At 69.6% G+C, this 26,266-nt stretch carries 28 protein-coding genes; 9 read left to right on the top strand and 19 right to left on the bottom strand.

Translation table 11 applies throughout. The features are described from left to right. The first annotated feature begins 103 nt into the window (after nucleotides 1–103). A complete protein-coding gene (locus EV192_RS06035; RefSeq protein WP_132111835.1) occupies nucleotides 104–409 on the top strand; it encodes a hypothetical protein in 306 nt (101 codons plus the stop codon). Between the two features lie 81 nt (nucleotides 410–490). Then, complete coding sequence (locus EV192_RS06030) at nucleotides 491–3,088, top strand: CHAT domain-containing protein (protein WP_132111833.1); 2,598 nt, start codon at nucleotides 491–493, stop codon at nucleotides 3,086–3,088. On the opposite strand, the gene EV192_RS06025 is transcribed toward EV192_RS06030, so the two are convergent. Continuing rightward, nucleotides 3,085–4,554, bottom strand: coding sequence for an FAD-binding oxidoreductase (locus EV192_RS06025; RefSeq protein ID WP_243726648.1), 1,470 nt, complete (start codon nucleotides 4,552–4,554; stop codon nucleotides 3,085–3,087). The genes EV192_RS06030 and EV192_RS06025 overlap by 4 nt on opposite strands. A gap of 65 nt (nucleotides 4,555–4,619) precedes the next feature. Then, complete coding sequence (locus EV192_RS06020; RefSeq protein ID WP_207925895.1) at nucleotides 4,620–5,207, bottom strand: TetR/AcrR family transcriptional regulator C-terminal domain-containing protein; 588 nt, start codon at nucleotides 5,205–5,207, stop codon at nucleotides 4,620–4,622. Nucleotides 5,208–5,278: 71 nt separating this feature from the next. Between EV192_RS06020 and EV192_RS06015 the strand changes: the two genes are divergently transcribed. Further along, entirely contained in the window at nucleotides 5,279–5,725 is a 447-nt protein-coding gene (locus tag EV192_RS06015; protein ID WP_132111829.1) for an ester cyclase, read from the top strand. Here EV192_RS06015 and EV192_RS06010 read toward each other — a convergent pair whose 3' ends face one another. Genes EV192_RS06010 through guaB form a run of 4 tightly spaced genes read right to left on the bottom strand, consistent with a single transcriptional unit; the run spans nucleotide 5,726 to nucleotide 10,657 of the window. Further along, complete coding sequence (locus tag EV192_RS06010) at nucleotides 5,726–7,393, bottom strand: GMC family oxidoreductase N-terminal domain-containing protein (RefSeq protein WP_132111827.1); 1,668 nt, start codon at nucleotides 7,391–7,393, stop codon at nucleotides 5,726–5,728. Then, the gene (locus tag EV192_RS06005; RefSeq protein WP_165960222.1) at nucleotides 7,386–7,943 is read right to left on the bottom strand and encodes a GNAT family N-acetyltransferase; all 558 of its coding nucleotides are present in this window, start codon (nucleotides 7,941–7,943) and stop codon (nucleotides 7,386–7,388) included. The genes EV192_RS06010 and EV192_RS06005 overlap by 8 nt, the downstream gene beginning before the upstream one ends. A 22-nt stretch (nucleotides 7,944–7,965) precedes the next feature. Then, a complete protein-coding gene (locus EV192_RS06000; RefSeq protein WP_132111823.1) occupies nucleotides 7,966–9,099 on the bottom strand; it encodes a GuaB3 family IMP dehydrogenase-related protein in 1,134 nt (377 codons plus the stop codon). Between the two features lie 46 nt (nucleotides 9,100–9,145). After that, nucleotides 9,146–10,657: an IMP dehydrogenase gene (guaB, locus tag EV192_RS05995; RefSeq protein ID WP_132111821.1), complete on the bottom strand. Its 1,512-nt coding sequence runs from the start codon at nucleotides 10,655–10,657 to the stop codon at nucleotides 9,146–9,148. 119 nt (nucleotides 10,658–10,776) lie between these two features. Here guaB and EV192_RS05990 point away from each other — a divergent pair, with 119 nt between their 5' ends. Further along, a complete protein-coding gene (locus EV192_RS05990; protein ID WP_207925894.1) occupies nucleotides 10,777–11,163 on the top strand; it encodes a DUF5319 domain-containing protein in 387 nt (128 codons plus the stop codon). Between the two features lie 3 nt (nucleotides 11,164–11,166). Here the strand turns inward: EV192_RS05990 and EV192_RS05985 are convergent, their stop codons facing one another. The 5 genes from EV192_RS05985 to EV192_RS05965 all read right to left on the bottom strand — a co-directional run bounded on the left by EV192_RS05985 (nucleotide 11,167) and on the right by EV192_RS05965 (nucleotide 15,567). Beyond that, nucleotides 11,167–12,249, bottom strand: coding sequence for an anti-sigma-D factor RsdA (locus EV192_RS05985; RefSeq protein WP_132111817.1), 1,083 nt, complete (start codon nucleotides 12,247–12,249; stop codon nucleotides 11,167–11,169). Continuing rightward, entirely contained in the window at nucleotides 12,250–12,822 is a 573-nt protein-coding gene (locus EV192_RS05980; RefSeq protein WP_132111815.1) for a sigma-70 family RNA polymerase sigma factor, read from the bottom strand. A 246-nt stretch (nucleotides 12,823–13,068) separates the two neighbouring features. After that, on the bottom strand, nucleotides 13,069–13,665 hold the full coding sequence (locus tag EV192_RS05975) for a response regulator transcription factor (RefSeq protein WP_018682728.1): 597 nt from the start codon (nucleotides 13,663–13,665) through the stop codon (nucleotides 13,069–13,071). Beyond that, the gene (locus EV192_RS05970) at nucleotides 13,662–14,642 is read right to left on the bottom strand and encodes a hypothetical protein (RefSeq protein ID WP_207925893.1); all 981 of its coding nucleotides are present in this window, start codon (nucleotides 14,640–14,642) and stop codon (nucleotides 13,662–13,664) included. The genes EV192_RS05975 and EV192_RS05970 overlap by 4 nt, the downstream gene beginning before the upstream one ends. Beyond that, nucleotides 14,635–15,567, bottom strand: a complete 933-nt coding sequence (locus EV192_RS05965) for a MerR family transcriptional regulator (protein ID WP_341770842.1) — start codon at nucleotides 15,565–15,567, stop codon at nucleotides 14,635–14,637. The genes EV192_RS05970 and EV192_RS05965 overlap by 8 nt, the downstream gene beginning before the upstream one ends. Nucleotides 15,568–15,798: 231 nt before the next feature. Between EV192_RS05965 and EV192_RS05960 the strand changes: the two genes are divergently transcribed. Continuing rightward, nucleotides 15,799–16,101 carry a WhiB family transcriptional regulator gene (locus tag EV192_RS05960; RefSeq protein ID WP_132111813.1) on the top strand — a complete coding sequence of 101 codons (303 nt, stop codon included), beginning with the start codon at nucleotides 15,799–15,801 and terminating at the stop codon, nucleotides 16,099–16,101. A gap of 56 nt (nucleotides 16,102–16,157) precedes the next feature. On the opposite strand, the gene groL is transcribed toward EV192_RS05960, so the two are convergent. Then, nucleotides 16,158–17,777, bottom strand: coding sequence for a chaperonin GroEL (gene groL / locus EV192_RS05955; protein WP_132111811.1), 1,620 nt, complete (start codon nucleotides 17,775–17,777; stop codon nucleotides 16,158–16,160). A gap of 77 nt (nucleotides 17,778–17,854) precedes the next feature. Continuing rightward, a complete protein-coding gene (gene groES, locus EV192_RS05950; protein WP_132111809.1) occupies nucleotides 17,855–18,148 on the bottom strand; it encodes a co-chaperone GroES in 294 nt (97 codons plus the stop codon). A 228-nt stretch (nucleotides 18,149–18,376) separates the two neighbouring features. Between groES and EV192_RS05945 the strand changes: the two genes are divergently transcribed. After that, nucleotides 18,377–19,006: a hypothetical protein gene (locus tag EV192_RS05945; RefSeq protein WP_132111807.1), complete on the top strand. Its 630-nt coding sequence runs from the start codon at nucleotides 18,377–18,379 to the stop codon at nucleotides 19,004–19,006. Between the two features lie 56 nt (nucleotides 19,007–19,062). Here EV192_RS05945 and EV192_RS05940 read toward each other — a convergent pair whose 3' ends face one another. The 4 genes from EV192_RS05940 to tsaB form a co-directional block, all read right to left on the bottom strand. Then, on the bottom strand, nucleotides 19,063–20,985 hold the full coding sequence (locus EV192_RS05940) for an N-acetylmuramoyl-L-alanine amidase (RefSeq protein WP_132111805.1): 1,923 nt from the start codon (nucleotides 20,983–20,985) through the stop codon (nucleotides 19,063–19,065). A gap of 102 nt (nucleotides 20,986–21,087) precedes the next feature. Next, nucleotides 21,088–22,137 carry a tRNA (adenosine(37)-N6)-threonylcarbamoyltransferase complex transferase subunit TsaD gene (gene tsaD, locus EV192_RS05935; RefSeq protein WP_132111803.1) on the bottom strand — a complete coding sequence of 350 codons (1,050 nt, stop codon included), beginning with the start codon at nucleotides 22,135–22,137 and terminating at the stop codon, nucleotides 21,088–21,090. After that, nucleotides 22,130–22,594 (bottom strand): ribosomal protein S18-alanine N-acetyltransferase, encoded by a 465-nt coding sequence (rimI, locus tag EV192_RS54600; protein ID WP_424923338.1) that lies wholly within the window; start codon nucleotides 22,592–22,594, stop codon nucleotides 22,130–22,132. The genes tsaD and rimI overlap by 8 nt, the downstream gene beginning before the upstream one ends. Then, nucleotides 22,591–23,232, bottom strand: a complete 642-nt coding sequence (tsaB, locus tag EV192_RS05925; protein ID WP_132111801.1) for a tRNA (adenosine(37)-N6)-threonylcarbamoyltransferase complex dimerization subunit type 1 TsaB — start codon at nucleotides 23,230–23,232, stop codon at nucleotides 22,591–22,593. Before tsaB ends, rimI begins: the two co-directional genes overlap by 4 nt. Before the next feature lie 67 nt (nucleotides 23,233–23,299). Here tsaB and EV192_RS05920 point away from each other — a divergent pair, with 67 nt between their 5' ends. Together EV192_RS05920 and trxA are read left to right on the top strand one after the other, a co-directional pair. Continuing rightward, nucleotides 23,300–23,671, top strand: coding sequence for a MerR family transcriptional regulator (locus tag EV192_RS05920; RefSeq protein WP_132113058.1), 372 nt, complete (start codon nucleotides 23,300–23,302; stop codon nucleotides 23,669–23,671). Next, a complete protein-coding gene (gene trxA, locus EV192_RS05915) occupies nucleotides 23,659–23,988 on the top strand; it encodes a thioredoxin (protein ID WP_132111799.1) in 330 nt (109 codons plus the stop codon). Before EV192_RS05920 ends, trxA begins: the two co-directional genes overlap by 13 nt. A 145-nt stretch (nucleotides 23,989–24,133) precedes the next feature. Here the strand turns inward: trxA and EV192_RS05910 are convergent, their stop codons facing one another. Both EV192_RS05910 and EV192_RS05905 read right to left on the bottom strand, forming a co-directional pair. Further along, complete coding sequence (locus EV192_RS05910) at nucleotides 24,134–24,658, bottom strand: hypothetical protein (RefSeq protein WP_207925892.1); 525 nt, start codon at nucleotides 24,656–24,658, stop codon at nucleotides 24,134–24,136. After that, complete coding sequence (locus EV192_RS05905; protein WP_132111797.1) at nucleotides 24,645–25,217, bottom strand: TetR/AcrR family transcriptional regulator; 573 nt, start codon at nucleotides 25,215–25,217, stop codon at nucleotides 24,645–24,647. The genes EV192_RS05910 and EV192_RS05905 overlap by 14 nt, the downstream gene beginning before the upstream one ends. Before the next feature lie 114 nt (nucleotides 25,218–25,331). Here EV192_RS05905 and EV192_RS05900 point away from each other — a divergent pair, with 114 nt between their 5' ends. Further along, nucleotides 25,332–26,255: an SDR family NAD(P)-dependent oxidoreductase gene (locus tag EV192_RS05900; protein ID WP_132111795.1), complete on the top strand. Its 924-nt coding sequence runs from the start codon at nucleotides 25,332–25,334 to the stop codon at nucleotides 26,253–26,255. Nucleotides 26,256–26,266: the final 11 nt, after the last annotated feature.

Here is a 26,266-nt window from a genome sequence, read left to right as displayed (position 1 = left end):
GCGCAGGAGCCCGGTTTGATCACCCAGAGTCGTTACGTCGCTCACGACCTGGGATTCGGGGAGGACGTGCTCAAGAGCGCGCTCACGAGGGAGGAAACCGCTCATGACGAACCCGACGACACGAGAGGGCGAGGAGTTCGACGCAATCGTCGGTCTCGCCAAGCCGGAGCCGGACCCGGAGCCGGAACCCGACGAGCGCGTCGACACCCGGCCGACGGGTACGTACCCGTTCGACCTGCCCAAGCCGAAAAACGAGCACGGCAAGCCGAAACCCGAGCACGGCAAGGCGCCGCATCGCGTCGACGGCACGTACCCGTTCGACGTGCCGAACCCGTCGGCCCAGGCGAAGGACGAGTCAGCCCAGGAGAAGGGCGACGACGTGCGACCCGCTAACGAAGTGACCGACTGACGGGCTCTCACCCAGCTGAATCGGACGGAGCCCACCGACTGGTGGGCTTCGTTCTTTAACCATCTGTGATCTCATAGTCAGGTGCCAGTTCCCGCGGCCGATCCCCATGAGCTGATCCGGCAAGGACGCGAGCTACACCGGCAGGGGCTCGTGATCGGCAACGCCGGCCGCCACGCGGAAGCCATCCGGCTGCTGCGCCGCGGGCAGGCGGTGCTGGAGGAAGTCGACGCGGCCAACCGAGGCATCGACTGGACCCGCACGTGGATCCGGCTGATGATCACGCTCGCGATGATCCAGGCCGAACTGACCACGACCAAGGAGGGCACAGCCCTACTGGTGAGCTTGCGCCCGCAGATCGAGCAGCTGCCGGAGGGGTCGGTCCGCTCCGAGCTGAGCGGGTTCGTCGACCACAACCTCGCCACCGTTCTGATGCGGGCGGGCCGGGATGAGGAGGGCCTGCCCCTGCTCGGAACGGCGATCGTGCACAAGGAACGGGCCATCGAGCTGGGCACGGACGAGCCGGATCGACTGCACGAGTCGCTGATCACCTCGCTGATTTTGCGTGGCCTGGCGAACGTGATCCTCGGCCACCTCCGTCCGGCGACCGGCGACCTGAATCGCGCGGTTGACCTGGCCATGGCGCGGAACCTGCCGATGCGCGCTGCGCAAGCCGCCCACAACCTGGGTGACCTGAGCCGCCGTTCCGGCGACATCCCGGGCGCACTGCGCAGGTACGAACGCGCGGAACGTATCTACCTGGACATTGCCCCCGGCATCCTGCCGCGGTTGCGGGTCGACCAGGCGCACGCGCTGCTCGCCAGCGGCCTTGCCGACGAGGCTGGCCGGTATCTCGACGAGGTGCTGCCGGGGATGGACGCGCCGCAGGACCTGGCTGAGGCGGAGGTGGCTCGGGCCACCGCGGCCATGCTGGAGGACGACCTCGGCCTGGCGCGCAAGCTGGCGTTGTCGGCTCGGCGCCGGTTCATGCGACGGGGCAACGAGGCGTGGGCAGCGGTCGCGGCCCTGCTCGGGCTCCGCGTGGACACCGCACGTGCCTTGGCACAGGCCAAGATTCCGGCGGCGTTGCCGGCGAAAGCCATGCGGCAGGCCGCCGATTTGACTTCCCTGCGGCTGCTGGACGAGGCGGCGCTCGCCCGTACCCTCGCCGCCCGGCTGGAAGTGCGGCGGCGCAAGGTGGACCAGGCCGCTGAACTGCTCGCCGGGGTACGCCGGCCAGGGCCGCTCGCATCCATCGAGCAGCGCATGCTGTTGCGTCTGACCCGGGCCGAACTTGCTGCCGCGCAAGGCAATCGACGCAAGGCGTTCGCCCAGGCGCGGGCCGGGCTGGCCGAGCTTGGGCAGGCCCGCGACCGGATGGGTGCGCTGGAACTGGTGTCCGGCACCGCGATCCATGGTCAGGAGCTTGGTGACCTGGCGGTCCGGCTGGTGCTCGACGGGGGCGACTCGGCTCGTCGAATGTTCGGCTGGCTGGAGCGCACCCGGGCGCAGATGTACCGCTACGAACCGGTTTCCGGGATCGAGGACCCGCAACTGGTCGACCTGATCGCGGAGATCCGCAGCCTCGGGTACTCGCTGCGCCAGGCCCGCTTGGACGGCCGGCCCACTGCGGCGCTGCGGTCCCGGTACGCCGAACGCCAGCGCGCGGCGATGCGCCTTGGCTGGCACGCGGCGAGCCGTTGGGGCCAACCCCGGCCGGTGGCCGGAGTTGGCGAGGTGAGTGCCGCGCTGGGGCGACGGGTCCTGGTCAGCTTCGCGGTGTCCGGCGACGAGATGCTGGCCGTGGTCGTGGTGGACGGCCGAGTGCGGCTGGTGCGCCTTGGAGCGGCCGCACGGGCGGTCGAGTCGGCCCGACGGCTGCACGCGGACCTCAACGCGATGGCCCCGGACTTCCTGCCGGGACCGTTGTTCGACGCCGTTTCCGCGTCGGCGCACAAGCAGGCGGACGCGTTGGACACACAGTTGATGAAGCCGATCAACGAGCTGACCGGCAACCGTGACCTGGTGATCGTTCCCACCGGTGCGCTTTACGCGGTACCATGGGGCGTTCTGGAGTCACTACGCGGCCGGCCAGTTGTGGTCGCGCCTTCGGCGACCGCGTGGCTCGCCGCGACCCGCACCAGCTCCAACGGCAGCAAGATCGTGCTCGTCCGCGGGCCTGGGTTGACCGCTGCCGTCGGCGAGATCGACAAGCTGGCTGCTCACCACGACAAAGCGATCCTGTTGGCCGGCAACGAAGCTGACGTCAAGCACGTGCTGGCTGCTTTGGACGGTGCCGAACTCGCACATATCGCCGCGCACGGCGAGCACGAGGCCGACAACGCCTTGTTCTCCAAGCTGGAACTTGTCGATGGCGCGCTGTTCGCGCATGAATTGGCGCGGCTGCGGCGACCGCCGAAACAGGTCGTGCTGGCCGCTTGTGAGCTGGCGCTGAACCGGATCCGGCCGGGTGACGAGGCGTTGGGGTTCGCCGGGGCGTTGCTCGCGGGTGGCGTGAACACCGTGGTCGCCGCCGCGAGCCGGGTCGGTGACCAGCCGGCCGCGGCCGCGATGGACGACTACCACCAGGCGCTGGCCGCTGGCGCGCCACCGGCCGTGGCGCTGGCCGAGGCTGTGGCAGCGGACCCGCTGCGCCGGCCCTTTATCTGTCTTGGTGCCTAGCGCGGAATCCCTTGGGGGAAGGCGAAGACCGCGTCCGGGTCGTACTGCTTCGCGATCCCTTTGAGACGGTCCAGGTTGGCGCCGTAGTACGCGTTCGCCCAGTCCGGCATAGCCGGGTCGATGTAGTTGACGTAGCCGGTGGCGCCGGTCATCGCGCCCAGTCGGTCACGGACGTCGTCCAGCTGCGCGTTCGCACGGTCGGCCGCGGCCGGCGTTGTCTTGTGGTAGATCTGCATACTGGCAAGGGCTTTGCGGTGCGGGAACGCGGTCGCGGCCGACCCCGGTTCGGCCACCGCGCCGCCGAGGCTGTCCAGCAGGATGTCCATATCGGACTTTCCGGCGACCAGATCGGCCAGTGCCGCCGGATCGTCGGCCGGGCCGGACAACATCCGTGAAGAGGCCACAAAGGATTCTCGGCTCGGCGCGGCGCCACCACCGGCGAAGTAACGCATCGCGTCGAGATATCCCTTGGACTGCACCAAACGGGACGCCGGGCGGGCGGACGTCCGGCTGAGCAGGTCGGCCACCAGCGAGTTGAGCGCGCCGACCGACCCGACGAAACAGCCACCAACCCGGCAGGTCGGCGGGCTGCCGCCGGTGATCACCATGTTCGTCCAGAGCTCGTTCGGGATCCGCGTGACCCACTGCTGCCACTCGCCCAGCACGTTCGCGGCCGAGCCGGCCGGGAACCTCAGCGAGAACACGGTCAGCTCCGGCGCCGGCTCGGTGGTGAAGATGAACTCGGTGGCGATGCCGAAGTTCCCGCCGCCACCGCCGCGCATCGCCCAGAACATGTCCGCGTCCGCGCCTTTGGTCGCGGTGACGACCCGACTGTCCGCCGTCACCACCGTGACCGCGTCCAGCCGGTCGCAGGTCAGCCCGAACTTCCTTGACAGCACGCCGATCCCGCCGCCCAACGTGAGCCCGGCGATGCCGACCGTCGGGCACGAGCCGGCGGGCAGGCACCGGCCGGCCTTGGCCAACGCGGCATACACGTCGGCCAGTTTGGCCCCGGCTCCGATCCGGACCGTCCCATCCGGACGGACCTCCACGTCGGCCATGGCCCGTACGTCGACCTGCAGTCCGTTCTCTGGTGTCGAGTATCCGGCGTAGCTGTGGCCGCCGCTGCGCGCCGCGATCGGGATCTTCGAGCCGCGCGCGACCGCCACACAGGCCTGGACATCCTCGTTCTTCTTGCACAGCGCCACCGCCGCGGGCTTGCGACTGTCCCGCAACGAGTTGAACCCCCGGTACGTGGTGTCGAAGTCGGCGTCGCCGGGCAGCAGCAGCCCACCGGACACTTTGGACCGCAACGCCGGCCAGTCCGGCGGTCCGGGCGGGAGCGTCGTGGTCGACGTCGGCGACGGCAACGTGCCGCTCGGCTGCGCCTTGGGCTCAGTGCCGCCGCCGGAACACGCCGCGGCGACCACACCCACCCCAGCCAGCAAGAAAGCGCGCCGATCCATCATCCCCGACTCCTCCCGACCTCCCCATCATGAGTGCCGTGCCGCTCGTTCGCACAACAATGGCGTCACGTGCATATCCGGCGCTCGAACCCGTCGACGAGCGCGTCGATCGCGAACTGGAACCTCTCCAGGTCGTCCTGGTCGCCGGCGCCATCCTGGACGGCCCGTTCGATCAACGGGTATCCGGCCGGGAACGTCGGCGGTGGGCCGTCGCTCCGACCCGCCTCGGCGAGCACATGGCCAAGCACGAACGTCGTCACGGTATTGAAGACGTGCACGGCCTGCCGGGGTTGAAAAGCGTTCAGGACGGCCAACGCCCGTTCGAACACGGCCAGGAACTCGGGTGCCATCACGTTCCGCGTCGCCACCAGCGGGAGCACGGCCGGGTGTCGCAACAGGGCCAGTCGCATGCTGCCGGCGAACGCCCGCAGCCACTCCTGCCACGCCAGGTCCAGAGCGGGCGCCTCGATCGCGGCGGTCACCCGTTCGGCCATCCCGTCGAGCAACGCGTCCTTGTTGGGCACGTAGTAGTACAGGGCCATGCCCTCGACACCCAGCTCAGCGCCCAGTTTGCGCATGGACAGACGGTCCAGGCCGTGCTCGTCGACGAACCGCAGCGCGGCGTCCAGGACCGCTTCCGTGCTCAGCTTCACATCCACACCTCTTGACGTTTTTACACCGTAAATACGAGAGTACTGTTTTACAGTGTAAAGGAGGAGGCGACATGCAGAAGGCCGTAGTCGAGCGGTTCGTCTCGATTATCAACACCCATGACCTGACCAACCTCGCCGAGGTGATCGCGCACGACGTCACTGAGGAAGGCCCGATCGTGGTGGACGCTCCCGCCGAAGGAGGCATCGCCGCGTTCCGCACGGGCTGGGAGCAGATGCTCAGCTCGTTCCCGGACATCCACGTGGCCCTCGACGGGATGGTCGAGGAGGGTGACACAGTCGCCGCCCGGATCACGTTGCGCGCCACCGGCACCGGGTTCTACCGGCGGGCCGAGGCGACCGGCCGGCCCGCCGAGTGGACGGGGTTCGTCTGGGTCCGGCTGCGCGACGGGAAGATCGTCTACTTCCACGGCCTGACCGACCGCTTCGGCGTGCTCCAGCAACTCGGCTTCATCGGCAGCGACGACGAACTCGCGGCCAAGGTGAATGCCGCCAACTAGTTAGTAGGTCAGTGCTGCCGGCGCGTTCGACGGAACGGCGGGATGTGCGGGGGCGACCGGGTCCAGCCGACGGTACGCCGCACTTTGCTCCGGCCGCGGATCCCCCTCGCCTTTGTTGGGCCACATCGAGAACGCCCGCTCGGCCTGGGCCGTGATGGTCAGCGACGGGTTCACGCCGAGGTTGGCCGTGACCGCCGCGCCGTCCACAACGGACAGTCCGGGATAGCCGTGGACCCGGTGGTACGGGTCGATCACCCCGCTGCCGGCGTCCGTGCCGATCGGGCAGCCGCCGAGGAAGTGCGCGGTCAGCGGGATGTCGAAGACCTCGCCCCAGGTTCCGCCCGCGACCCCGCCGATGTGCTTGGCGGTCAACTGGTTGGCCTGGTGCCCGGCGGGGATGAAGCTCGGGTTGGGTTCGCCGTGCCCCTGCCGTGAGGTGTACCGCTTGCGCCCGAACAGGCCGCTGTCCAGGTACGTCGTGATCGAGTTGTCCAGGCTCTGCATGACGAGCAGGATCACGGTCCGTTCGCTCCAGCGGTAGCCGTTGAGCAGGCGGACGGTCTGGATCGGATGCCTGGCCATGAACCGCAGTGCCTGCCGCCAGCGCGGGACCTCCAAGGAGCCATCGGTGGCGATGGTCTGCATCAGGCTCATGGCGTTGCTGCCCTTGCCGTACCGGACCGGCTCGATGTGGGTGTGCGCGTCGGGATGGATGGAGGAGGTGATCGCCACCCCGCGGCTGAAGTCGAGCGCCGGGTCCACGGTGAACCGGCCGGAGCCGATGATCGCCTCGGAGTTGGTCCGGGTCAGCTCACCCAACCGGTCCGACAGCCGCGGCAGGGCACCGGAGTCCTTCATCCGGTGCAACAACTGCTGGGTGCCCCAGGTTCCGGCGGCCAGCACCACCTGGGTCGCGGTCAGCGAGTGCCGGAAACGTTTGCCCGTCTTGCGGATCGCCACGTCGAACGTGCCGTCGGCGCGCTGGGCGATCCCGGTGACCGTGGTCATCGGGATGATCTTGGCGCCGCCCTGTTCGGCCAGGTACAGGTAGTTCTTGACCAGGGTGTTCTTGGCGCCGACCCGGCAGCCCGTCATGCACGATCCGCACTCGGTGCACCCGGTCCTGGCCGGGCCCGCGCCGCCGAAGTACGGGTCGCCGACGGTCTCGCCGGCCTTGCCGAAGTACACCCCGACCGGGGTCGGGTGGTACGAGTCCGCGACCCCCATGTCGGCCGCGACCTTCTGCATCACCTCGTCGGACGGGGTCACGGTCGGGTTGGTGACCACGCCGAGCATCCTGCTGGCCTGGTCGTAGTGCGGGTCCAGCTCGGCCTGCCAGTCCGTGATGTGGGCCCACTGTTTGTCCTGGTAGAACGGTTCCAGCGGCCGGTAGAGGGTGTTCGCGTAGACCAGGGAGCCGCCGCCGACACCAGCGCCCGCCAGGACCATCACGTCCCGCAGCATGTGGATCCGCTGGATGCCGAAGCAGCCGACCGCCGGCGCCCACAGGTACCGGCGCAGGTCCCATGACGTCTTCGCGAACTCGTCGTCGGCGAACCGGCGGCCGGCCTCGATCACGGCCACCCGGTAGCCCTTCTCGGTCAGCCGGAGCGCCGCCACACTCCCGCCGAAGCCGGAGCCCACGATGATGACGTCGTAGTCAGCCATCCCCTGAGGCTAGTTCGGCCCGGCCGATCTGACTAGCGGTAAGTTTCTCGTCGGTAACATCGGACCGGAGGATGCTGAAGCTGATCAGATCGTGCCGTTCGCCGTCCCGCAGCTGCCCGCCCCGCACAACACCCTCCCGGGTGAACCCGGCCTTCGCCATCGACCGCTGGGCCGCCGTGTTGGTGACGTCGGTGCTTCCCTCGATCCGATCGATGTCGGTCGAGTCGAACAGGTGCCGGACCAGCAGCCGCAGCACCTCGGTACCGATCCCCCGGCCCCGCGCGGACGGCAGCAGCGCACGGCCGAAGTTCCACGCCAGGCACCCATAACTGGGGCCGTAGGTGACCGGGTGCCACGAGACCACGCCGAGCACCTCGGCACCGTCCTCAGTGGTCACCACCGCTCGATGGATGGGCGCCGTGAAGGGCAGTGGCCGACCGTCGCGGTCCACGTCGAACACGCCGTCACTGTGCTCGTCGAACCACTCGCCGTCGCCGTCCGTCCACTCCGCCAACGCGACGCCTTTGCCGCGCGCCAGAATCGTGCGCAAAACCCACCCCAGTTTCTGTCGGTCAGCCGCGGATGGTCAATCCGACCTTCTGGAACTCCTTGAGGTCGGAGTAACCGGTCTTGGCCATCGCCCGACGCAACGCGCCGAACAGGTTGAGCACGCCGTCGGCGTCCGTCGACGGCCCGAACAGCAGTTGCCGCAGGTCCACTTCGCTGTCCGCGGCCGGCACGACCCGGCTGCGCGGCAGCGACGGGTGCGCGGCCGCGGCCGTCCAGTACAGGCCCTGGCCCGGCGCCTCGGTCGCGCTGGCCAGCGGTGCCCCGAGCATCACGGCGTCGGCGCCGCACGCGATGGCCTTGGCGATCTCGCCGCTGGTCTCCATGCCACCGTCGGCGAGGACGTGCACGTACCGGCCGCCGGTCTCGTCGAGATAGTCCCGCCGGGCGGCGGCCGCGTCGATGATCGCGGTCGCCATCGGGACGCCGATGCCGAGCACACTGTCCGTGCTGGTGACGCCGCCGCTGTAGCCGTAGCCGACGGTCACGCCGGCCGCACCGGTCCGCATCAGGTGCATGGCCGTGCGGTAGTCGTGCACGCCACCGGCCACCACCGGAATGTCGAGCCCCTCGATGAAGCTCTTGAGGTTCAACGGTTCGCCGTCCCGGGCGACGTGCTCGGCGGACACGATCGTGCCCTGCACGAACAGGATCTCCACACCCGCGGCGATCAGGTCCGGGGTCAGCTCGGCCGCCCGCTGCGGGCTGACGCGGGCCGCGACCGTGACGCCGGAGTCGCGGACCTCCTTGATCGCGCTGGCCACCAGGTCGGCCTGGATCGGCGCGGAATGCAGCTCCTGCAACACCTTGGTGACCTCGCCGGCCTCGGTCGCCCGGTCGGCGGCCTCGATCAGCCGGAACAGCACATCGTCCACACTGGAGTGACGGGCCCACAGCCCTTCGGCGTTGAGCACACCGAGACCGCCCAGCTCACCGACGGCCACCGCGGTGCGCGGCGACACGACGGCGTCCGTCGGGTGGGTCACCAGCGGGATGTCGAACCGGTACGCGTCCAGCTGCCACGCCGTGGACACGTCCTTGGACGACCGTGTCCGCCGGGACGGCACGATCTCGATGTCCCCGAGCTCGTAGGCGCGCCGCGCCGTCCGGCCCATGCCGATCTCGACAAGGTCCCGCACTGTCAGTGTCCTTCCCCGAGCCGGAATCCCGTCATCCGGCCAATTCTCAACGAGTCGTGTAGTTCGGTGCTTCGACAGTCATGGTGATGTCGTGCGGGTGGCTCTCCTTGAGCCCGGCCGCCGTGATCCGGGTCAGCTGGGCCTGCTGCAACTCCGGGATGGTGTGCGCCCCGGTGTAGCCCATGCCCGAGCGCAGCCCGCCGACCAGCTGGTGCACCACGGACGACAGCGGCCCGCGGAACGGGATCCGGCCTTCGATGCCCTCGGGCACCAGCTTGTCCTCGGCGAGCACGTCGTCCTGGAAGTACCGGTCCTTGGAGTACGACTTGCTCTCGCTGCGCGACTGCATCGCGGCCAACGAACCCATGCCGCGGTACGTCTTGTACTGCTTGCCGTTGTGCAGGATCAGCTCGCCCGGCGACTCGGCCGTGCCGGCCAGCAGGCTGCCGAGCATCACCGAGCTGGCGCCGGCCGCGATCGCCTTGGCGATGTCACCGGAGTACTGGATGCCGCCGTCGCCGATCACCGGGACGCCGGCCGGGCGGCACGCCTGGTCGGCCTCGTAGATCGCGCTGATCTGCGGCACCCCCACGCCGGCCACCACCCGTGTGGTGCAGATGGAGCCCGGGCCGACACCGACCTTCACGCCGTCCGCGCCCGCGTCCACCAGCGCCTGGGCGCCGGCCCGGGTGGCCACGTTGCCGCCGACCACGTCCACCACGTCGCCGAGTTCCTTCTTCAACCGGTGGACCATCTCCACCACGTTGCGCTGGTGGCCGTGCGCGGTGTCCACCATCAGCACGTCCACACCCGCGTCCACCAGCGCCATCGCGCGCTTGTGCGAGTCGTCGCCGACCCCGATCGCGGCGGCGCACAACAGCCGGCCGTCCGGGTCCTTGGTGGCCATCGGGTACTGCTCGGTCTTGACGAAGTCCTTGACCGTGATCAGGCCGCGCAGCTTGCCCGCGCCGTCCACGATCGGCAGCTTCTCCACCTTGTGCCGGCGCAGCAGGCCGAGCGCGGCCTCCGCGGACACGCCCACCTGGGCGGTCACCAGCGGGCCCTTGGTCATCACCTCGCTGACCTTGCGGGTGTGGTCGACCTCGAACCGCATGTCCCGGTTGGTGATGATGCCGACCAGCTTGCCGGCCGCGTCGGTGACCGGCAGGCCGGAGATCCGGTAGCGGGCGCACATCGCGTCCACCTCGGCCAGGGTGTCGTCGGGTGAGCACGTCACCGGGTCGGTCACCATGCCGGCCTCGGACCGCTTCACCGTCTCCACCTGGCCGGCCTGCACGTCGATCGGCAGGTTGCGCTGCAACACACCGATGCCGCCCTGACGGGCCATGGCGATCGCCATCCGCGACTCGGTGACGGTGTCCATCGCCGCCGAGGCCAGTGGGATGCGCAGGGAAACGTTCCGGGACAGCCGGGTACCGGTGTCCACTTCGCTGGGGACGACGTCGGAGGCCGCGGGTAGCAGCAGGACGTCGTCGAAGGTCAGGCCGAGCATCGCGAACTTGCTCGGTACCTCGTGGGAGGTGAGCTCGCTGGTCATGGTGGGGGCGGGCCTTCCTACGCCTGACGTGTGCCTGCACCGGGAGTTTTCCCAGGCGAGGCCGTTGACACCATGGTATCTGGACAGTGTCCGGGGACCGTTCGGTACCGTGCGAGACCGTGCCGCACGACGCATTGCCCCCAGACCCCTTCGCGGGCGACCCGGACGACCCCGCCCGGGCCATCGCCGACCCCGACGACGACATCGGTCCGCCGATGGCCGACGAGGAGCGGGCGGAACTGCTGACAGACCTGTCCGACCTGGCCGTCTACCAGGCGCTGTTGGAGCCGCGCGGGATCAAGGGCGTGGTGGTGGACTGCTCGGAGTGCCAGGAGCCGCACTACCACGACTGGGCACTGCTGCGCGCCAGCCTGGAACAGCTGCTCAACGACGGCCGGATGCGGCCGCACGAGCCGGCGTTCGACCCGGACCCGGGCGCGTACGTGAGCTGGGAGTACTGCCGGGGCTTCGCCGACGGCGTCACCGCGACGGAAAGCGCCCGCTGACGCTCACGTGCCGGACGGCTGGTTGGTCTGGTTCGTGTCGGTGGACTGGCCGGAGACGCCGCCACCGCCGCCACCGGATCCCGGGCTGTCGCTGCGCGGCGGCCCGCTGCCGGCGGACGGCTCCGAGGAGGAGCTGGGCGGCTGTACCGCGCTCGACGGCGCGGAGCTGGTGGACGACGGGGGCTGCGACGAAGGCTTCTCGGAGCTCGGCGCCTGCGTGGATGTCGACGGCGTCGGCGTCTGGGGCTGCTCCGCCCTGGAGGAGTCGGACCGCTGGGCCGGCAGGGTGGTCGGCACGATCGGGCCGGTGGTGCCGCTCAGCTGCTGCATCAGCGACTCGTGCTTGGCCTGCAGCGCGTCCTTGCCGTCCTCGCTGGAGACGGCCGGCAGCTGCGAGCTCGCGGCCTGCAGCGCGTCCTTGGCCGCGTCGATCTTGCCTTGCTGCAGTGCCTGCTGGGCGTCGTTCAAGTCGGAGCGCACGGACTGGGCGGCTTCGACCGACCGTGCGTGATCTGCGTAGAGGACCTTGCTCAAACCCCAGAGCGCGTCACCCGGTTGGGCATCCCGCGCAGCTATCCCCACGCCTGCGAACACTCCCACGAGCACTGCGGCGGCCGCGGCCACCGGCACGAGCATCCGAGGTCTACGTCTCCGCGCCGACTTGGCGGCCGTGACGGTCGCCACCGCGGCGGTGGTGTCCACCATCACGGGCACGGGGACGCTGTCCACGTCCTGCCGCCAGGCGAGCAGCAGCGCGTTCAGCTGCTCGTCGTCGAAATCCACCACGCCGGACATGGTGTCCGGGTGCCGGCCGTTCGTCCCCAGTGCGCCGTTGACCTGGGCCGCGAGCGCGTCGAGCAACGCGTCGTCGGACCGGATCTGGGCCATGTCCTCAGGTTCGCCGCCGAGGTCCTCGCCCATGTCGGCAAGGTCAAGTGCCGAGAAGTATTCATTTTCGGCCGGAACGTGGGTATCGTCACGTTCCGTGGACGTCGCGCCCGAGGTGATCGGATGAAGTTCACCCGATCGGCCGGCCTGCGGCGACTCGGGTGACTCTCTGCCGTCACTTTCGTGCCGGTCGGCCATTCAGACCACCTCCTCCGCTGACAGAGTCTTACGTAGCCGTTGCAAGGCACGGTGCTGCGCGACCCGGACCGCCCCTGGAGTCGAACCGACCGCCTCGGCGGTCTCCTCCGCGGACAGGCCCACCACGACCCGTAGCACCACGATCTCGCGCTGTTTGTCAGGCAGGACGTCCAGCAGTTGCTTCATGCGCCTGGTCAGTTCGCCCTGCATCGCTCGTTGTTCCGGACCCGCGTCGGTCTCCGGTTCGTCAGGTACGTCGGCCACCGGCTCCGAACGGTTACGTGCCGCCGCACGATGAGCGTCTGCCACCTTGTGCGCGGCAATGCCGTACACGAAGGCCAGGAATGGTCGTCCCTGGTCGCGGTAACTCGGCAAGGCCGTGAGTACCGCGAGGCACACCTCCTGAGCGACGTCGTCCGCCGAAGCGAAGGAACGTTCCTGCCTACCGACCCGAGCGCGGCAGTACCGCACCACGAGGGGACGTATGGACTCCAATACGCGACCAACCGCTCGAGGGTCGCCCTCGACGGCAGCGCTCACTGAAGCGTCCAGTCCGTCCCCCAAATTCGTCATCGCAGACAACAGCCTTGGCGTTACTCGTAGGCATCCGACAGTGACTGTCTCCGTGCGCGGAGTATCCCCCGTCACGGTGACAGCTTCTCCACCGTACCGGTCACACCCAACCGGACTAACCGCCGGATGGGGTGTAGTAGTCGGATCCGACCAATCGTGACCGATACGCCCGCTGACACATGTGTAACGGCCCGAAGGCGCATCCCCCGGGCCGTTGGCACCTGCTAGATACTTCCCGCTCGGCGGCTAGGAAACCAGCCCCCTGCGGAACCCGTGCGCAACAGCTTGGGCACGGTCCCGCACACCGAGCTTGCGGAACAGCCGGCGGGCGTGGGTCTTCACGGTGTCCTCGGACAGGTAGAGCTCGCGGCCGATCTGGCCGTTGCTCTTGCCCTGGCTCATCCCGCGCAGCACCTGCAGCTCGCGGTCGGTGAGCTGGACACCCGGGTCGGACGGCTGACGGGGCGCCGGCACGGACGTGCTGGCCAGGGTGTGTGCGAGCGCGGCCACCAGCTCCGGCCGGGACGCGTCCCAGCGCAGATAGCCGCGGGCGCCACCGGCGATCGCGGCGGCGATGCTGCCCGCGTCGTCCGGCGCGCCGAACACGATGACGTTGGCCTGCGGGTTGGCCGAGACGAGCCGCCGGGTCGCTTCCACTCCGGTTGGCACGGCGCGCTGGGTACCAACCAGTACGACGTCCACCGGCTGGCGGGAGAAACGGGCGAGCAACTCGTCACCGTGCGCTACGCAGTCGATGCGACTGACCCCGGGTACCGCAGACATTACGCGGGTGAGACCTTCCCGCACGCTGCGGCGGTCGTCGCAGATCAAGACCGTCGTCACGGGGACTCCTTCCTGCAGCCGAGTGACGTTCCACCTCCCCTATCGGACGCTTCCGCCCCCACCTTGACACGATCTGGTGGTAATTCTGTGAACGAGTTCGCCCGGATGCCCGCCTGCCCGAGTTCCCCCGGTACCACCAGCGTGTTCGGGATCCACGGAGAGGACGCGGCCAGGCGTCGCGCGATCGGGTCGCTCCGTCGTAACACACAGTGCAGGGCGCCGGCCGCCCGCCGCCGGTGTTCGTCCGCCCGGCCCGGATCCAGATCGACAAGCAAAAGTGAGCAAGGCCACACCAGCGGCAACAATCCCAGCTCAATGGCCCGGTCCACCACCCCGGCCGCGAGGTCCGCCGCTTGGACACGTTCCGTGACACCGCCGCCCGCGGCGAGTGCCGCGGACAGGACCATCTCCGACTTGGCGACGTGCCGGGCGGCCCCCGCGGCCCGAGCCCGCCGAAGTGCGGCTTCCGCGTTCGGCCGGGCGACCTCCGGCTGCCCGCTGGCGAGTTCCACCTCGGCCCGGACCCACCGCAGCCGCACCTGGCCCCGCCAGCCGACGTCGCCCAGGCCGTCCGCGACCGCGATGAACCGGCGCGCGGTCGACAGCCGCCCGACCCCCAGCGCGTCCGCCGCGAGGCCGAGCAGCGCGTCGGACCTGGCGCCCAGGAGGTCGACGCCGTCCCGGTCGCCGTCGCCGGACCCGTCAGTGAGCCGGGCCAATGCCGCCGCGTCCAACCGCCGGGCGACGGCGTGCCCGCCGACCTGGCGGCGGTGCGAGCCGAGCGTCGACGCCGCCAGCGAGGCCAGGACCGGATCCGGATGCTTGAGCAAAGTGGTGAGGAACGCCGACGCGGCCGCGTACCGCCCCTGGCCGCCCAGGACGACCGCGGTCAGCCATTGGTCCCGCGGGGTCCGCGGGGTCCGCGGGGTCATGTCCGGGCGGTCGCCGAATGCGGCGGTACGGAACTCGTCAGACACCAATCGCCACCGCCTCCAGCCGGTCCACAGCGTCGCCGAGGGCGTCCAGCCGTTCGACGTGTCCCGGCAGGACCGCGGCCCAGCCAGGACCGCAGCCGAACGTCGGGATCTCCGCGTTGGCCAACACCGCGTCGAACACCGAGGGGTCGCCGTAACGCGGCAACTGGGCCCAGAGCACCACCGCTGCGGGCCCTATCCGCCGTACGGCCGCGCCCAGCGCGGTGGCGGGAAGCGCCGCGCCAAGCATCTGGGTTCCAACCTCCCGGCGCGCCAATGCGGCACGCAGTACGTACAGCGGCAAGCTGTGTCTCTCCTCTGGCGCGCACGACAGTAGTACCGGCCGTGTGTTGTGCGTCGGCCCCAGCAGCGGAGTCGCCGTGATCATCGCGGCCAGGACGCATTCGTGCAGCAAGTGCTCCACCTCGATGGACTCGCCCGAGTGCGCCCACCGGCCGGCGACCGCGGCGAACACGGGCCGTACCACATGGTCCCAGCAGGTGATCACCCCATCGGTGGCGATCGCGTCGGCCAGCAGCCGCTGCACAGTCGCCGCGTCCATCGCCAGCACGGCCCGTCCCAGGCCCTTGGCGAGCACCGTGCTGCCCGGAACACCGACCGGGCGGGGCGGTGCCTCCCGGACGTTCCCGTGGGCCTTCAAGGCGTACTCGGCGGCCTCGGCGGGCGACGCCCCACGGACCAAAGCGCGCTGCATGAGCTCAAGGCGGGCGATGTCGTCCGGGCTGTACCGGCGATGGCAGCCGGTCATGTGATCTCGCGGTCCAAGGCCGTAACGGCGGTCCCAGGTCCGGAGGGTCGCGGGGGCGACGCCGAGCCGTCTGGCCACCGCCGCCACGGGCAACGCCGGCTCGGGCACCTCCCCCTGCCGGGGTATGCCGTCGAGCGTGGATTCCGGCCCCGTCGCCACGCCCTCATCGTCGGGTCGGACGCTCCGGCCGGCAACCGGACCGGCGCTTGGCCAGCCGATCGCTACCGTGCGCCGAACCGCTGTCACTCTGTGCTGTGCGTAATGGGCCGGTTACTGGATTGGGTGATCTGTAGGTGATCACCCTTGAACAAGTATTGGCGCGGTTCTACTGTCGCCATCGTTGGACCGAATGGAGTACTGACGTCCTCATCACAGAGGAGGCAGGCCACGATGGCGGACACACGCAGGCTTCCCGGCCCCAATGCGGACGTGTGGGACTGGCAGCTCGAAGGTACCTGTCGCGGCATGGACAGCGCCTTCTTCTTCCACCCGGACGGCGAGCGGGGACCGGCACGCAACAGGCGGGAGGCGCGGGCGAAGGCGATCTGCCACGCCTGTCCGGTCCTGGAGCACTGCCGGAAACACGCGCTCGCGGTGCACGAGCCGTACGGGATCTGGGGCGGGCTCTCAGAATCCGAACGAGACAACATCATCAAGTCGCGCAAGCGCACGTTGGCGGTGACCAGCGCATGACATGGGTCGGCCCTCGTGAGCGAGGCTCACGAGGGCCGACTTCAGGTCGAGACGGCTCAGTGGCCGTGCCCGTGGCCATGCCCGTGGCCGGCCGGCGGAGCGTCTTCCTTCTTCTCCACGATCGAGCTCTCGGTGGTGAGCACCATCCGAGCGATCGACGCGGCGTTGGACACCGCCGAGCGGGTGACCTTCACCGGGTCGACGACACCGTCGGCGACGAGGTTGCCGTAGGTCAGCTTGGCCGCGTTGAAGCCGTTCCCCCAGTCCTGCTGGCGGACCCGGTTGACCACGACGGCACCCTCTTCACCGGCGTTGCTGGCGATCCAGTGCAGCGGGGCGGCGAGCGCCTCCCGGACGATGCGGACACCGGTCGCCTCGTCGCCGGTCAGCCCCAGGTCGCCCTCGAGCTCCTTGGCCGCGTGCACGAGGGCGCTGCCGCCACCGGGCACGATGCCCTCTTCCACGGCGGCCTTGGTGGCCGCCACCGCGTCCTCGATCCGGTGCTTGCGCTCGGCCAGCTCGGTCTCGGTGGCCGCGCCGACCTTGATCACCGCGACGCCGCCGGCCAGCTTGGCCAGCCGCTCCTGCAGCTTCTCCCGGTCCCAGTCGGAGTCGGTCGCCTCGATCTCCTTGCGCAGCTGCTCGATCCGCGCCTGCACGTCGGCCTTGGCACCGCGGCCCTCGACCAGCGTGGTCTCGTCCTTGGTGATCACCACGCGACGGGCCGAGCCCAGCACGTCCAGGCCGGCCTCGGACAGCTTCATGCCGATCTCGCTGGAGATCACCTGGCCGCCGGTGACGATCGCCAGGTCGTCCAGGAACGCCTTGCGGCGGTCGCCGAAATACGGCGCCTTGACCGCGACGGCCTTGATCGTCTTGCGCACGGAGTTGACCACCAGGGTGGACAGCGCCTCGCCCTCGACGTCCTCGGCCACGATCAGCAGGGACTTGCCGGCCTGCACGACCTTCTCCAGCACCGGCAGCAGGTCGTTCAGCGCCGAGATCTTCTCGCGGAACAGCAGGATGTACGTGTCCTCGAGGACGGCTTCCTGCGCCTCGGGGTTGGTCGCGAAGTGCGCCGAGATGTAGCCCTTGTCGAACTGCACACCTTCGGTGATGACGAGTTCGGTGGCCAGCGTGGAGGACTCCTCCACGGTGATCACGCCGTCCTCGCCGACCTTCTCGATCGCCTCGCCGAGCAGCGCGCCGATCGAGCTGTCCCGGGACGTGACCGTGCCGACCTGGGCGATGTTGTCGCGGCCCTTGATCGGGGTGGCCCTGGCCTTCAGCACCTCGATGACCTTGTCCACCGCGGCCTGGATGCCCCTGCCGAGGGACGTCGGGTTCGCGCCGGCCGCCACGTTGCGCAGGCCGACCCGCACCAGCGACTGGGCGAGCACGGTCGCGGTGGTGGTGCCGTCCCCCGCGACGTCGTTGGTCTTGGTGGCGACGCTCTTGGCGAGCTGCGCGCCGAGGTTCTCGTGGGCGTCGTCGAGCTCGATCTCCCGAGCCACGGTGACGCCGTCCAGCGTGACGGTGGGGCCGCCGAACTTCTTGGCGAGCACGACGTGCCGCCCGCGCGGGCCAAGGGTCACCCTGACCGCGTTCGCGAGCTTGTTCACCCCACGCTCGAGCGCCCGACGAGCGTCCTCGTCGAAGCTGATCTCCTTGGGCATTTACAACCTCTCTGTATGACAAACGCCCCGATGGCCCCGGGAAAGGGGCCGCCGGGGCGTCTGGCGATAGGAAGGCGTCAGTTGATGACGGCCAGCACGTCGCGAGCGGAGAGGATCAGGTACTCCTCCCCGTCGTACTTGACCTCGGTGCCGCCGTACTTGGAGTAGATGACGACGTCGCCGACGTTCACGTCCAGCGGGACGCGGTTGCCGTTGTCGTCGATCCGGCCCGGCCCGACGGCCAGAACCTTGCCCTCCTGGGGCTTCTCCTTGGCGGTGTCCGGGATCACCAGACCGGAAGCCGTCGTGGCTTCGGCCTCGCTGGCCTGGACAACGATCTTGTCCTCGAGCGGCTTGATGTTCACGCTCACCGGTGGGACCTCCACGGTCGTCGAAAGCGTTGGCAGGTACCTACGCGGCTCCTGCCACCCCGCCGTCGCGGGGGTCGGGGCGGTGTTGGTGCCGTGCAACTAGCACTCTACCCACGCGAGTGCCAACGCTTCAACGACCCCCACCAGCCTCGCGGAAATCCTGCGGCCGTCCGGCCCGCTGGCTACACTCCGGCCACACTGACAAAGATCAGCTGGGGGATTGTCCACATGAGCTATCAACAGGGTCCACAGTACGGCTACCAGCAACAGCAGGGATACCCACCGCAGCAGGGCGGCTATCCGCCACCGGGTTTTCCACAGCCGCCCCGCAAGTCCAACACAGCACTCATAGTCACCCTCGCGGGTGTCGCCGCGGCCGCGGTCATCGCGTTGGTGTTGGTGCTTGTGCTGTCCGGCAAGGACGATTCCAGCAAGTCCGCGGACAGCGGCAAACCGGACGGCGGTGCCATCCCCGGGGCGAGCGGCGGCCTGCCGGGTGGCGGCAAGGCCAGCGGTGGCGCCAAGCCAGGTACGGGCACGGGCAGCAGCGGTGGCGGCTCCGGGTCGTCGGGCGGCGGGGCGGGCACCGCGCGGGAGCTGGCGGAGACCGCCGTGTCGATCATCAACTCGCACTCGACGTCCCAGATCTCCGGGCTGACCTGCGACTCGAACGCGACCAAGGAGCTGACCAGCGCGATGGGCCAGCTGCCGTCCTCGGCCACGGCCACGCTGGTCGACGTCAGGGAGTCGGGCAGTTACGCGGCCGCGGCCATCAAGGTCCTGATGGGCAGCCAGACCAAGAACATCACGCTGTCCATGTCCCAGCACGGCTCGAAGTGGTGCGCCGCCGGCATCTGACGGCGGGCACCGAAACGGCCCCCCGGCTGCGCCGGGGGGCCGTTGTCATATCCGTGTCACGCGCCGCAGAGGAACGACGGCCAGATGTTGACGTCCGCCGCGTTGACGAACATCACCCGGTGTCCGAACTGGATCTCCAGGTACTTGGTCGTTCCCTTGACCACGGTGTGGCTGGGCGTGTCGAACGTCACCGCGTAGTAGTACTCCGCGGGCGCCGGGCCGCCGAGCACGTACCGCTGGCCCGCGGCGAACGTGTACTGCAGCGGAGCCAAGGCCTGCACAGGCACACCGGCTGGATACGCGCTCGCCTCGGGGTACGCGCGGCCGTAGACCGGGATGGTCGCCTTGCCCGGCTTCGGCGTGACCACAAGCCCCATCGCGCCGAGACCCACGCTGTGGTGCGGGTTGTAGAACCAGCCCTTCTGGCCGAGGTACCAGATCGCCGTCCACGAGCCGCTCTGGTCGGCCACCGCGTACTGCTGTCCGGTCTCCACCCGGCTGCCGTGGTCGGAGACGTCCATCGTGGTTGGACCGCCGTCCGTATGCAGGCCGGCGTCGAGGAGCAACGGCGCGTCCTGGCGCGGCTCGGTGTGCAGGATGACCGAGCCCGATCCGTGCGGCACACACGGCTTGCCGTCACCGGACACCGTGCAGCCGGTGAACGCCGGCTGGTTGGTGTCGTAGTCGGGCCGGATGGTGACCATGCCGGTGAAGCTGTTGCCGGTCGGCCGGACCGGGGCGCCCAGCAGGTCGAAGTAGTGCGTCCAGTCCCAGTAGGGACCCGGGTCCCAGTGCATCAGATGGACCAGCGGCGGCGTGATGCCGGGCACGTTGTCGTGGCCGATGATGTGCTGGCGGTTCAACGGGACCTGGTACTTCGCGGCCAGGTAGCGAACGAGCCGGGACGAGGAGCGGTACAGCGACTCGGTGTACCACTTGCCCTGGGCGGCGGCGAAGCCCTCGTGCTCGATGCCGATCGACTTCGAGTTCACGTACCAGTTGCCGGCCTGCCAGGCCACGTCCTTCGCCTGGACGTGCTGGGCGACATGACCGTCGCTGGACCGGATCGAGTACTGCCAGCTGGACGGGTTGTCGATCTTCTTGATCGAGTCGAGCACGCCGTCCCACTGGCCCTCGGTGTCGTGGATGACGATGTAGTCGATCTTCTGGCTGGCCGGCCGGTCGCCGAGGTCGTGGTTGCCGTACGTGTTCTTGAACTGCCCGTATCCGGCGGGAACCCAGTCGCAGCCCAGGTTCGCCGGGCACTCGGCGCCGGGTGCGTTCCCGCGCAGGCCGAGTTTGCCCAGCTGGGCGGTGTTCGGCTGGACCGCGGCCGGCTGCAGGGTGACGTGCTGGCCGTCGTCGGTGACGCGGTCGACACCCTGTGTGATGGTCGAGAAGACGTCGTCGGCGAAGGACGCCGCGGTCGTCGAGTCGTCCGAGCCGCTGTAGCGGGCGACCGCGCCGTACCAGTCGGCCGGGTTGGTGCTCGCGATGCCGAGGTCCTTCTGGTACTTGGCGAGCAGGGCCGCGCCACCACGGATGTTCTGCGCCGGGTCGGCGCGCAGTGTGGCTTTGTCCGCGCCGGTGAGCGTGGCCGCGAGGTCGACGGTTTGCAGTTGTGGGACGGCCGTGACCGGAGTGGCGGCCGCAGGTGGGGCGAGCATCGGGCGGGCGTCGTCACCGCGTGCGTCCCCGCCGGCTGCCTCGAACTTCGAGCCGCCGGCGTTGGCGGTGGTCACGTCGGTGAGATGCATCGGGCCGTAGCCCGCCGCTGTGCTCGGCGTGCCCGCGTTGGCGTCCCATCGGGACTCCATATAGGACACCCCGAGCAGGACGCTCGCGGGGACGCCGAACTCGATTCCGGCGTCGGTGTAGGCCTGTTGACGTTGGCTGCCGAGTGGCTCGGCGACGGCTGAGGCGGCGCCCAGCGCGAGGCTGGCGACGGCCACCATGGCCAGGAGACGGGCAGGGCGCATTGCGGTCTCCCCAAGGGAAGGCGACGAAGTCAGGGCATACTCTGCGACTCGGCGCGCCTGCCGTCAATAACCTACGTCCAATCGGCCCAATTGGTAGGTCTTTCACACGAAGACGGTGTCGACCGGCAGGCCAGGGTCGGTGGGCAGGTCCATGGCCGATGGCCGGACCCCGGCGGCCACCAGGTGCGCCCCCAGGGCCGCGATCATCGCGCCGTTGTCCGTGCACAGCCGGGGCCGTGGCACACGCAGCTCGACACCCGCGTCGGCACACCGCTGCGCGGCCAGCGCCTTGAGCCGCGAGTTCGCCGCCACGCCGCCGGAGACCACCAACGTGCCGATGCCGAACTCGGTCGCCGCCCGGACCGCCTTGGCCGTCAACACGTCCACCACGGCCTCCTGGAACGACGCGCAGACGTCCGGCACAGAGATGGCGTCGCCGTCCCGTTCGCGGGCCTCGACCCACCGGGCGACCGCGGTCTTCAGGCCGGAGAACGAGAAGTCGAACTTGGCGTCCCGTGGACCGGTCAGGCCACGCGGGAACGAGATGGCCTTGGGGTCGCCGTCCGCCGCGGCCCGGTCGATCGGCGGGCCGCCCGGGTACGGCAGGCCGATGATCCGGGCGACCTTGTCGTACGCCTCGCCCGCGGCGTCGTCGATGGTCGACCCGATCTCGGTGATCTTGCCGGCCAGGTCCTCGATCCGCAGCAACTGTGTGTGCCCGCCGGACACCAGCAGCGCCAGGCACTCCGCCGGCAACGGCCCGTGCTGCAACGTGTCCGCGGCCACGTGCCCGGCCAGATGGTTCACGCCGTACAGCGGGACGTCGAGCGCGGCGGCGTACGCCTTGGCCGCGGCGACACCGACGAGCAGCGCGCCGGCCAGGCCGGGGCCGCACGTCACCGCGATCGCGTCCACATCGGACAGTGCGATGCCGGACGCGGTGAGCGCGCGGGACATGGTGGGCACCATGGCTTCCAGGTGCGCGCGGCTGGCCACCTCGGGCACCACGCCACCGAACCGGGCGTGTTGGTCCACACTGGACGCCACCTCGTCGGCGAGCAGCTCCATGCTCCCGTCGCCGGCCAGCCGGACGATGCCCACGCCGGTCTCGTCACACGAGCTCTCGATGCCGAGAACGATCTTGTCAGTCACTGGTTCTCCTCGGCCGGGCCATCGTGTACGCGTCGGCGCCGGACGGCCGGTAGTAGCGCCTGCGGATGCCGATCTGCTCGAAGCCGTGTTTCTCGTAAAGGCCGATCGCGGCGGCGTTGTCGGTACGGACCTCAAGGAACACCGGCGCGTGCACCTGATCCGCATGCGCCAGCAGACCTTCGAGCAGCGCCTTGCCGACACCCTTGCCCTGCCACCGCGGATCGACACCGATCGTGTGCACTTCCGCCTCGTACGCGCCAGGCCGCCCGAGCAGCGCCAACCCGGCGTAACCGACAAGCAGGTCCTCGGCGAACGCGCCCAGGTAGTAGCCGCCGGCCGCCAGCTCGGACCGGAACGACTGCTCGCTCCACGGATCCTCGCCGGGGAACAGCACCTTCTCCAGCTCGGCACATCGGCCGAGGTCCTCGCGGCGCAGCGGCTGCACCCGCACGGTCATGCCCGGCTCACCCGCTTGCGTTCGCCGGGCTCCACCGCGTCCGGGCGACGCAGGTACAACGGGGTCAGCGGAGGCGGCGCGACCTCGCCGAGCAGCATCGCCGACGCGGCCCGGACCAACCCGGCCGGGCTCGGATAGCGCGGCTCCGCGACCGGCTCGGCGAGCAGTTCGGCACCCACGATCATGTCCACATCGGTGTCCACGGCAGCCGGCTTGTCCACGTTCGGGCCGTCCACCCGACGGCCGTCCACGTAGCGAGCCCAGTAGACCTCCTTGCGCCGCGCGTCGGTGACCACGAGCAACCGGTGCGCCACCACTTCCGCGGCGATCGCGTCCAACGTCGACACCGGATACACGGGCCGGCCGAGCGCCTGACCCAGCGCACCGGCCGTGACCATCCCGGCCCGCAGCCCGGTGAACGGGCCAGGACCGGAACCGCAGACGATCGCGTCCAGATCCGCGTACGTGACGTTGGCCTCAGCCAAGGCCTCCTGGGTGTGCGGGGTCAGCAGCTCGCCGTGCGCCCGCGCGTCCACCGTCACCCGGCTGGCCAGCGTCTCCACGGCACCGTGCGGGGCGAGTTCGACGACACCGGCGGTGACCGCGGGAGTGGCCGTGTCCAGGGCGAGTACGAGCACGCAACCAAGCGTACGAGGTGTGTTCCTGGACTTGACGCCGGTGTCAAGGCATACCGTCGAAGGCATGATGCGGATCGGAGAGCTGGCCAAACGCGCCGGCACCAGCCCCCGCTCCCTGCGGTACTACGAGGCGCAGGGGCTGCTGGCGGCCAAGCGGGCCGCGAACGGCCACCGGGAGTACGACGAGAGCGACCTGCGTCTCGTGCAGGAGATCAGGTCCCTGCTCGACATCGGGTTCGCCCTGGAGGAGACCCGGCCGTTCGTGGAATGCCTGCGGGCCGGCCACGCCGCGGGCGACGTGTGCCCCGCCGCGATCGCCGTGTACCGCCGAAAGCTGGCCGAACTCGACAACGGCATCGCCCGGCTGAGCCAGATCCGCGACCGGCTCGCCGCCCAACTCGCCACCGTCCCGGAGAGGACTCGCCCATGCTCTCGTTGACTGACGAGACGTTCGCCGCCCACATCGCGAACGCCGACCGGCCGGTACTCGTCGACTTCTGGGCGACCTGGTGCCCACCGTGCCGGATGCTCGAACCCGTCCTGGCCCAGATCGCCGCTGAGTACGCAGCGGACCTCGAAGTCGTGAAGGTGGACGTCGACAACTGCCCGAAGACCGCCGCCAACGCGCGAGTGATGGCGATGCCCACACTCAACCTTTACGTGAACGGCGAAGTGGTGCACCAGATCGTCGGCGCCCGCCCCAAAGCGGCCCTGCTCCGCGAACTCGAACCCCACCTCGGCCTGCTCATCCGGTAGCTCCCAACGGCCCCACTGCCCGTCCGCTCCCCGCCCCGACCGCCATGCCACGCCGCGACGGGCGTCCCCGCCTGGGGGTCCCCCAATTTCCACGTTAGCGCGGGGGTCTGACAGTTTCGGGTCGCCTTTCGGCGGACGGGCTTTGTCAGGTGTCGTCGTGGCGGGCGCGCCGCCACGCGGCCTCGAACTCTTCCTGGCTGATCTCTTTGCCGACCAGGTCGGGGTCGAACAGATCCACCGCGGGTGGATTGAACGCCCAGTCGTCAGGATCGGTCTTCAGCTCGGTTCCGTCCGGTGACACCTCGACCTGCCGGAGTCGCCGACCGTCGTTGCCGACCTCCGTCAGGTAGTCCGCCGGGTCGTCGCCGTCCCATTGGATCCGCAGGTAGAGGATGGTCCGGCCGGCCAGTGCGGCGAAGTCGGGATGGGTGCGCTGGGCCTCCCGTTGAGCACGGAGCTCGGTGAGCACGGCCGGCATCACCGGCGCGTCGATGTCGACTTCGTCCAGGTTCCACTGGCCGGCCAACTCGATCGCGTCCGCCTCCGTGACGACTTCCACTTCGGCGAACGTCTCCCGGATCTGGCGCGCTGACCGTGCGCGGATCCACCACCACACGCCGCCCATGCCGTAGTCGTGCAGGACAAGGAAACGGGCCTCATCGCCCGGCACGGTAGCGGAGTCCGTCCATCAGTAGATCCAGCATCCGGCCGGCGAGTTCTCGCTGGCCGGTTTCGCCTACCACCAGGGAGACCCCGCTCGCGCTGGCCAGCACGTCCCACGGCTGCACGTCGGCGCGGAGGCTGCCGGCTTCGACGGCCGCGGTGAGCAGGGCGGTGATGGCTCCTTCGAGTTTGGCGCGGCTGTGTTCGAACGGGTTTCCGCCGGAGGCGATCACGGCTTTGAGCGCGTCGCCCATGTCCTTCTTGGTCGCCATGTAGTCGATGAAGTGGTCGAGCCAGGTGCGCAGGGCTTCGTCGGCGGGTTTGGCGCGCAGGAGGTCGGGGACCACGTCGCACAGTTTCGCCAGCTCGTTGCGGTACGCGGCTTCGACGAGGGCTTCGCGGGTCGGGAAGTGGCGGTAGAGCGTGCCGATGCCGACACCCGCGGCCTTGGCGATCGCTTCGAGTGTCACGTCGGCGTTTTCTTCGGAGAACGCGCGCACGGCCGCTTCCACCAGACGGTCGCGGTTGCGCTGGGCGTCGGCGCGCAGCGGTTTGGGTGCCGACACGTGTCCTCCTTCGTGGTGCGGCTCACTTGCTAAACGGAGGGTCCTCCGGTTAACTTGGATCCTAGCGGAGGATCCTCCGTTTACATCGTACCGGCTGTAGGGAATGACCACGACATGACTGTCACCACCTCGTTCACCCAGGAATCCACAGCCGCTGAGGTCATCGCTGGCGTTGACCTCTCCGGCAAGCGCTCCGTCGTCACCGGCGCCGCGTCCGGCATCGGCGTCGAGACCGCCCGTGCGCTCGCGAGCGCGGGCGCCGAGGTCACGCTGGCCGTCCGCAACGTCGACGCGGGCAAGCGGACCGCCGAGGACATCGTCGCCACCACGGGCAACACCCGGGTGCTTGTCGCCGCGCTCGACCTCGCCGACCAGGCGTCGGTCAAGGCCTTCGTCCAGGACTGGACCGGCCCGCTGCACATTCTTGTGAACAACGCCGGGGTGATGGCCACGCCGGAGACCCGGACGCCGGCGGGCTGGGAACTGCAGTTCGCCACCAACCACTTCGGGCACTTCACCCTCACCACCGGCCTGCACGCCGCGCTGGCCGCCGCGAACGGCGCCCGCGTCGTGTCCGTCAGCTCCTCTGGACACCTGCGTTCGCCTGTGGTGTTCGACGACGTCCACTACGCCAACCGCCCGTACGAGCCTTGGCAGGCGTACGGCCAGTCGAAGACCGCGAACGTCCTGCTGGCGGTCGAGGCGACCAGGCGGTGGGCGGACGACGGCATCGTCGCGAACGCCCTGATGCCGGGTGCGATCCAGACCAACCTCCAGCGGCACATCGACCCCGCGGACATCGAGCGGCTACGGGCCCAGTTCGCCGACGTCTTCTGGAAGTCGCCGGAACAGGGCGCGGCCACGTCCGTGCTGCTGGCCGCGTCTCCGCTGCTCAACGGCGTCAGCGGGAGGTACTTCGAGGACTGCAACGAAGCCGGACCCAACCAGCCCGGCACGCGTGTCGGCGTGGCCACGTACGCGCTCGACCCGGAGAACGCGGAGCGGCTGTGGCGGTACTCCGAGGACACCCTGATGTGAGGTCCTTCATG

Source organism: Actinocrispum wychmicini, from assembly GCF_004345645.1.
Taxonomy (GTDB): Bacteria; Actinomycetota; Actinomycetes; order Mycobacteriales; family Pseudonocardiaceae; genus Kibdelosporangium; species Kibdelosporangium wychmicini.
This window is presented reverse-complemented; position numbering and strand designations above follow the sequence as displayed.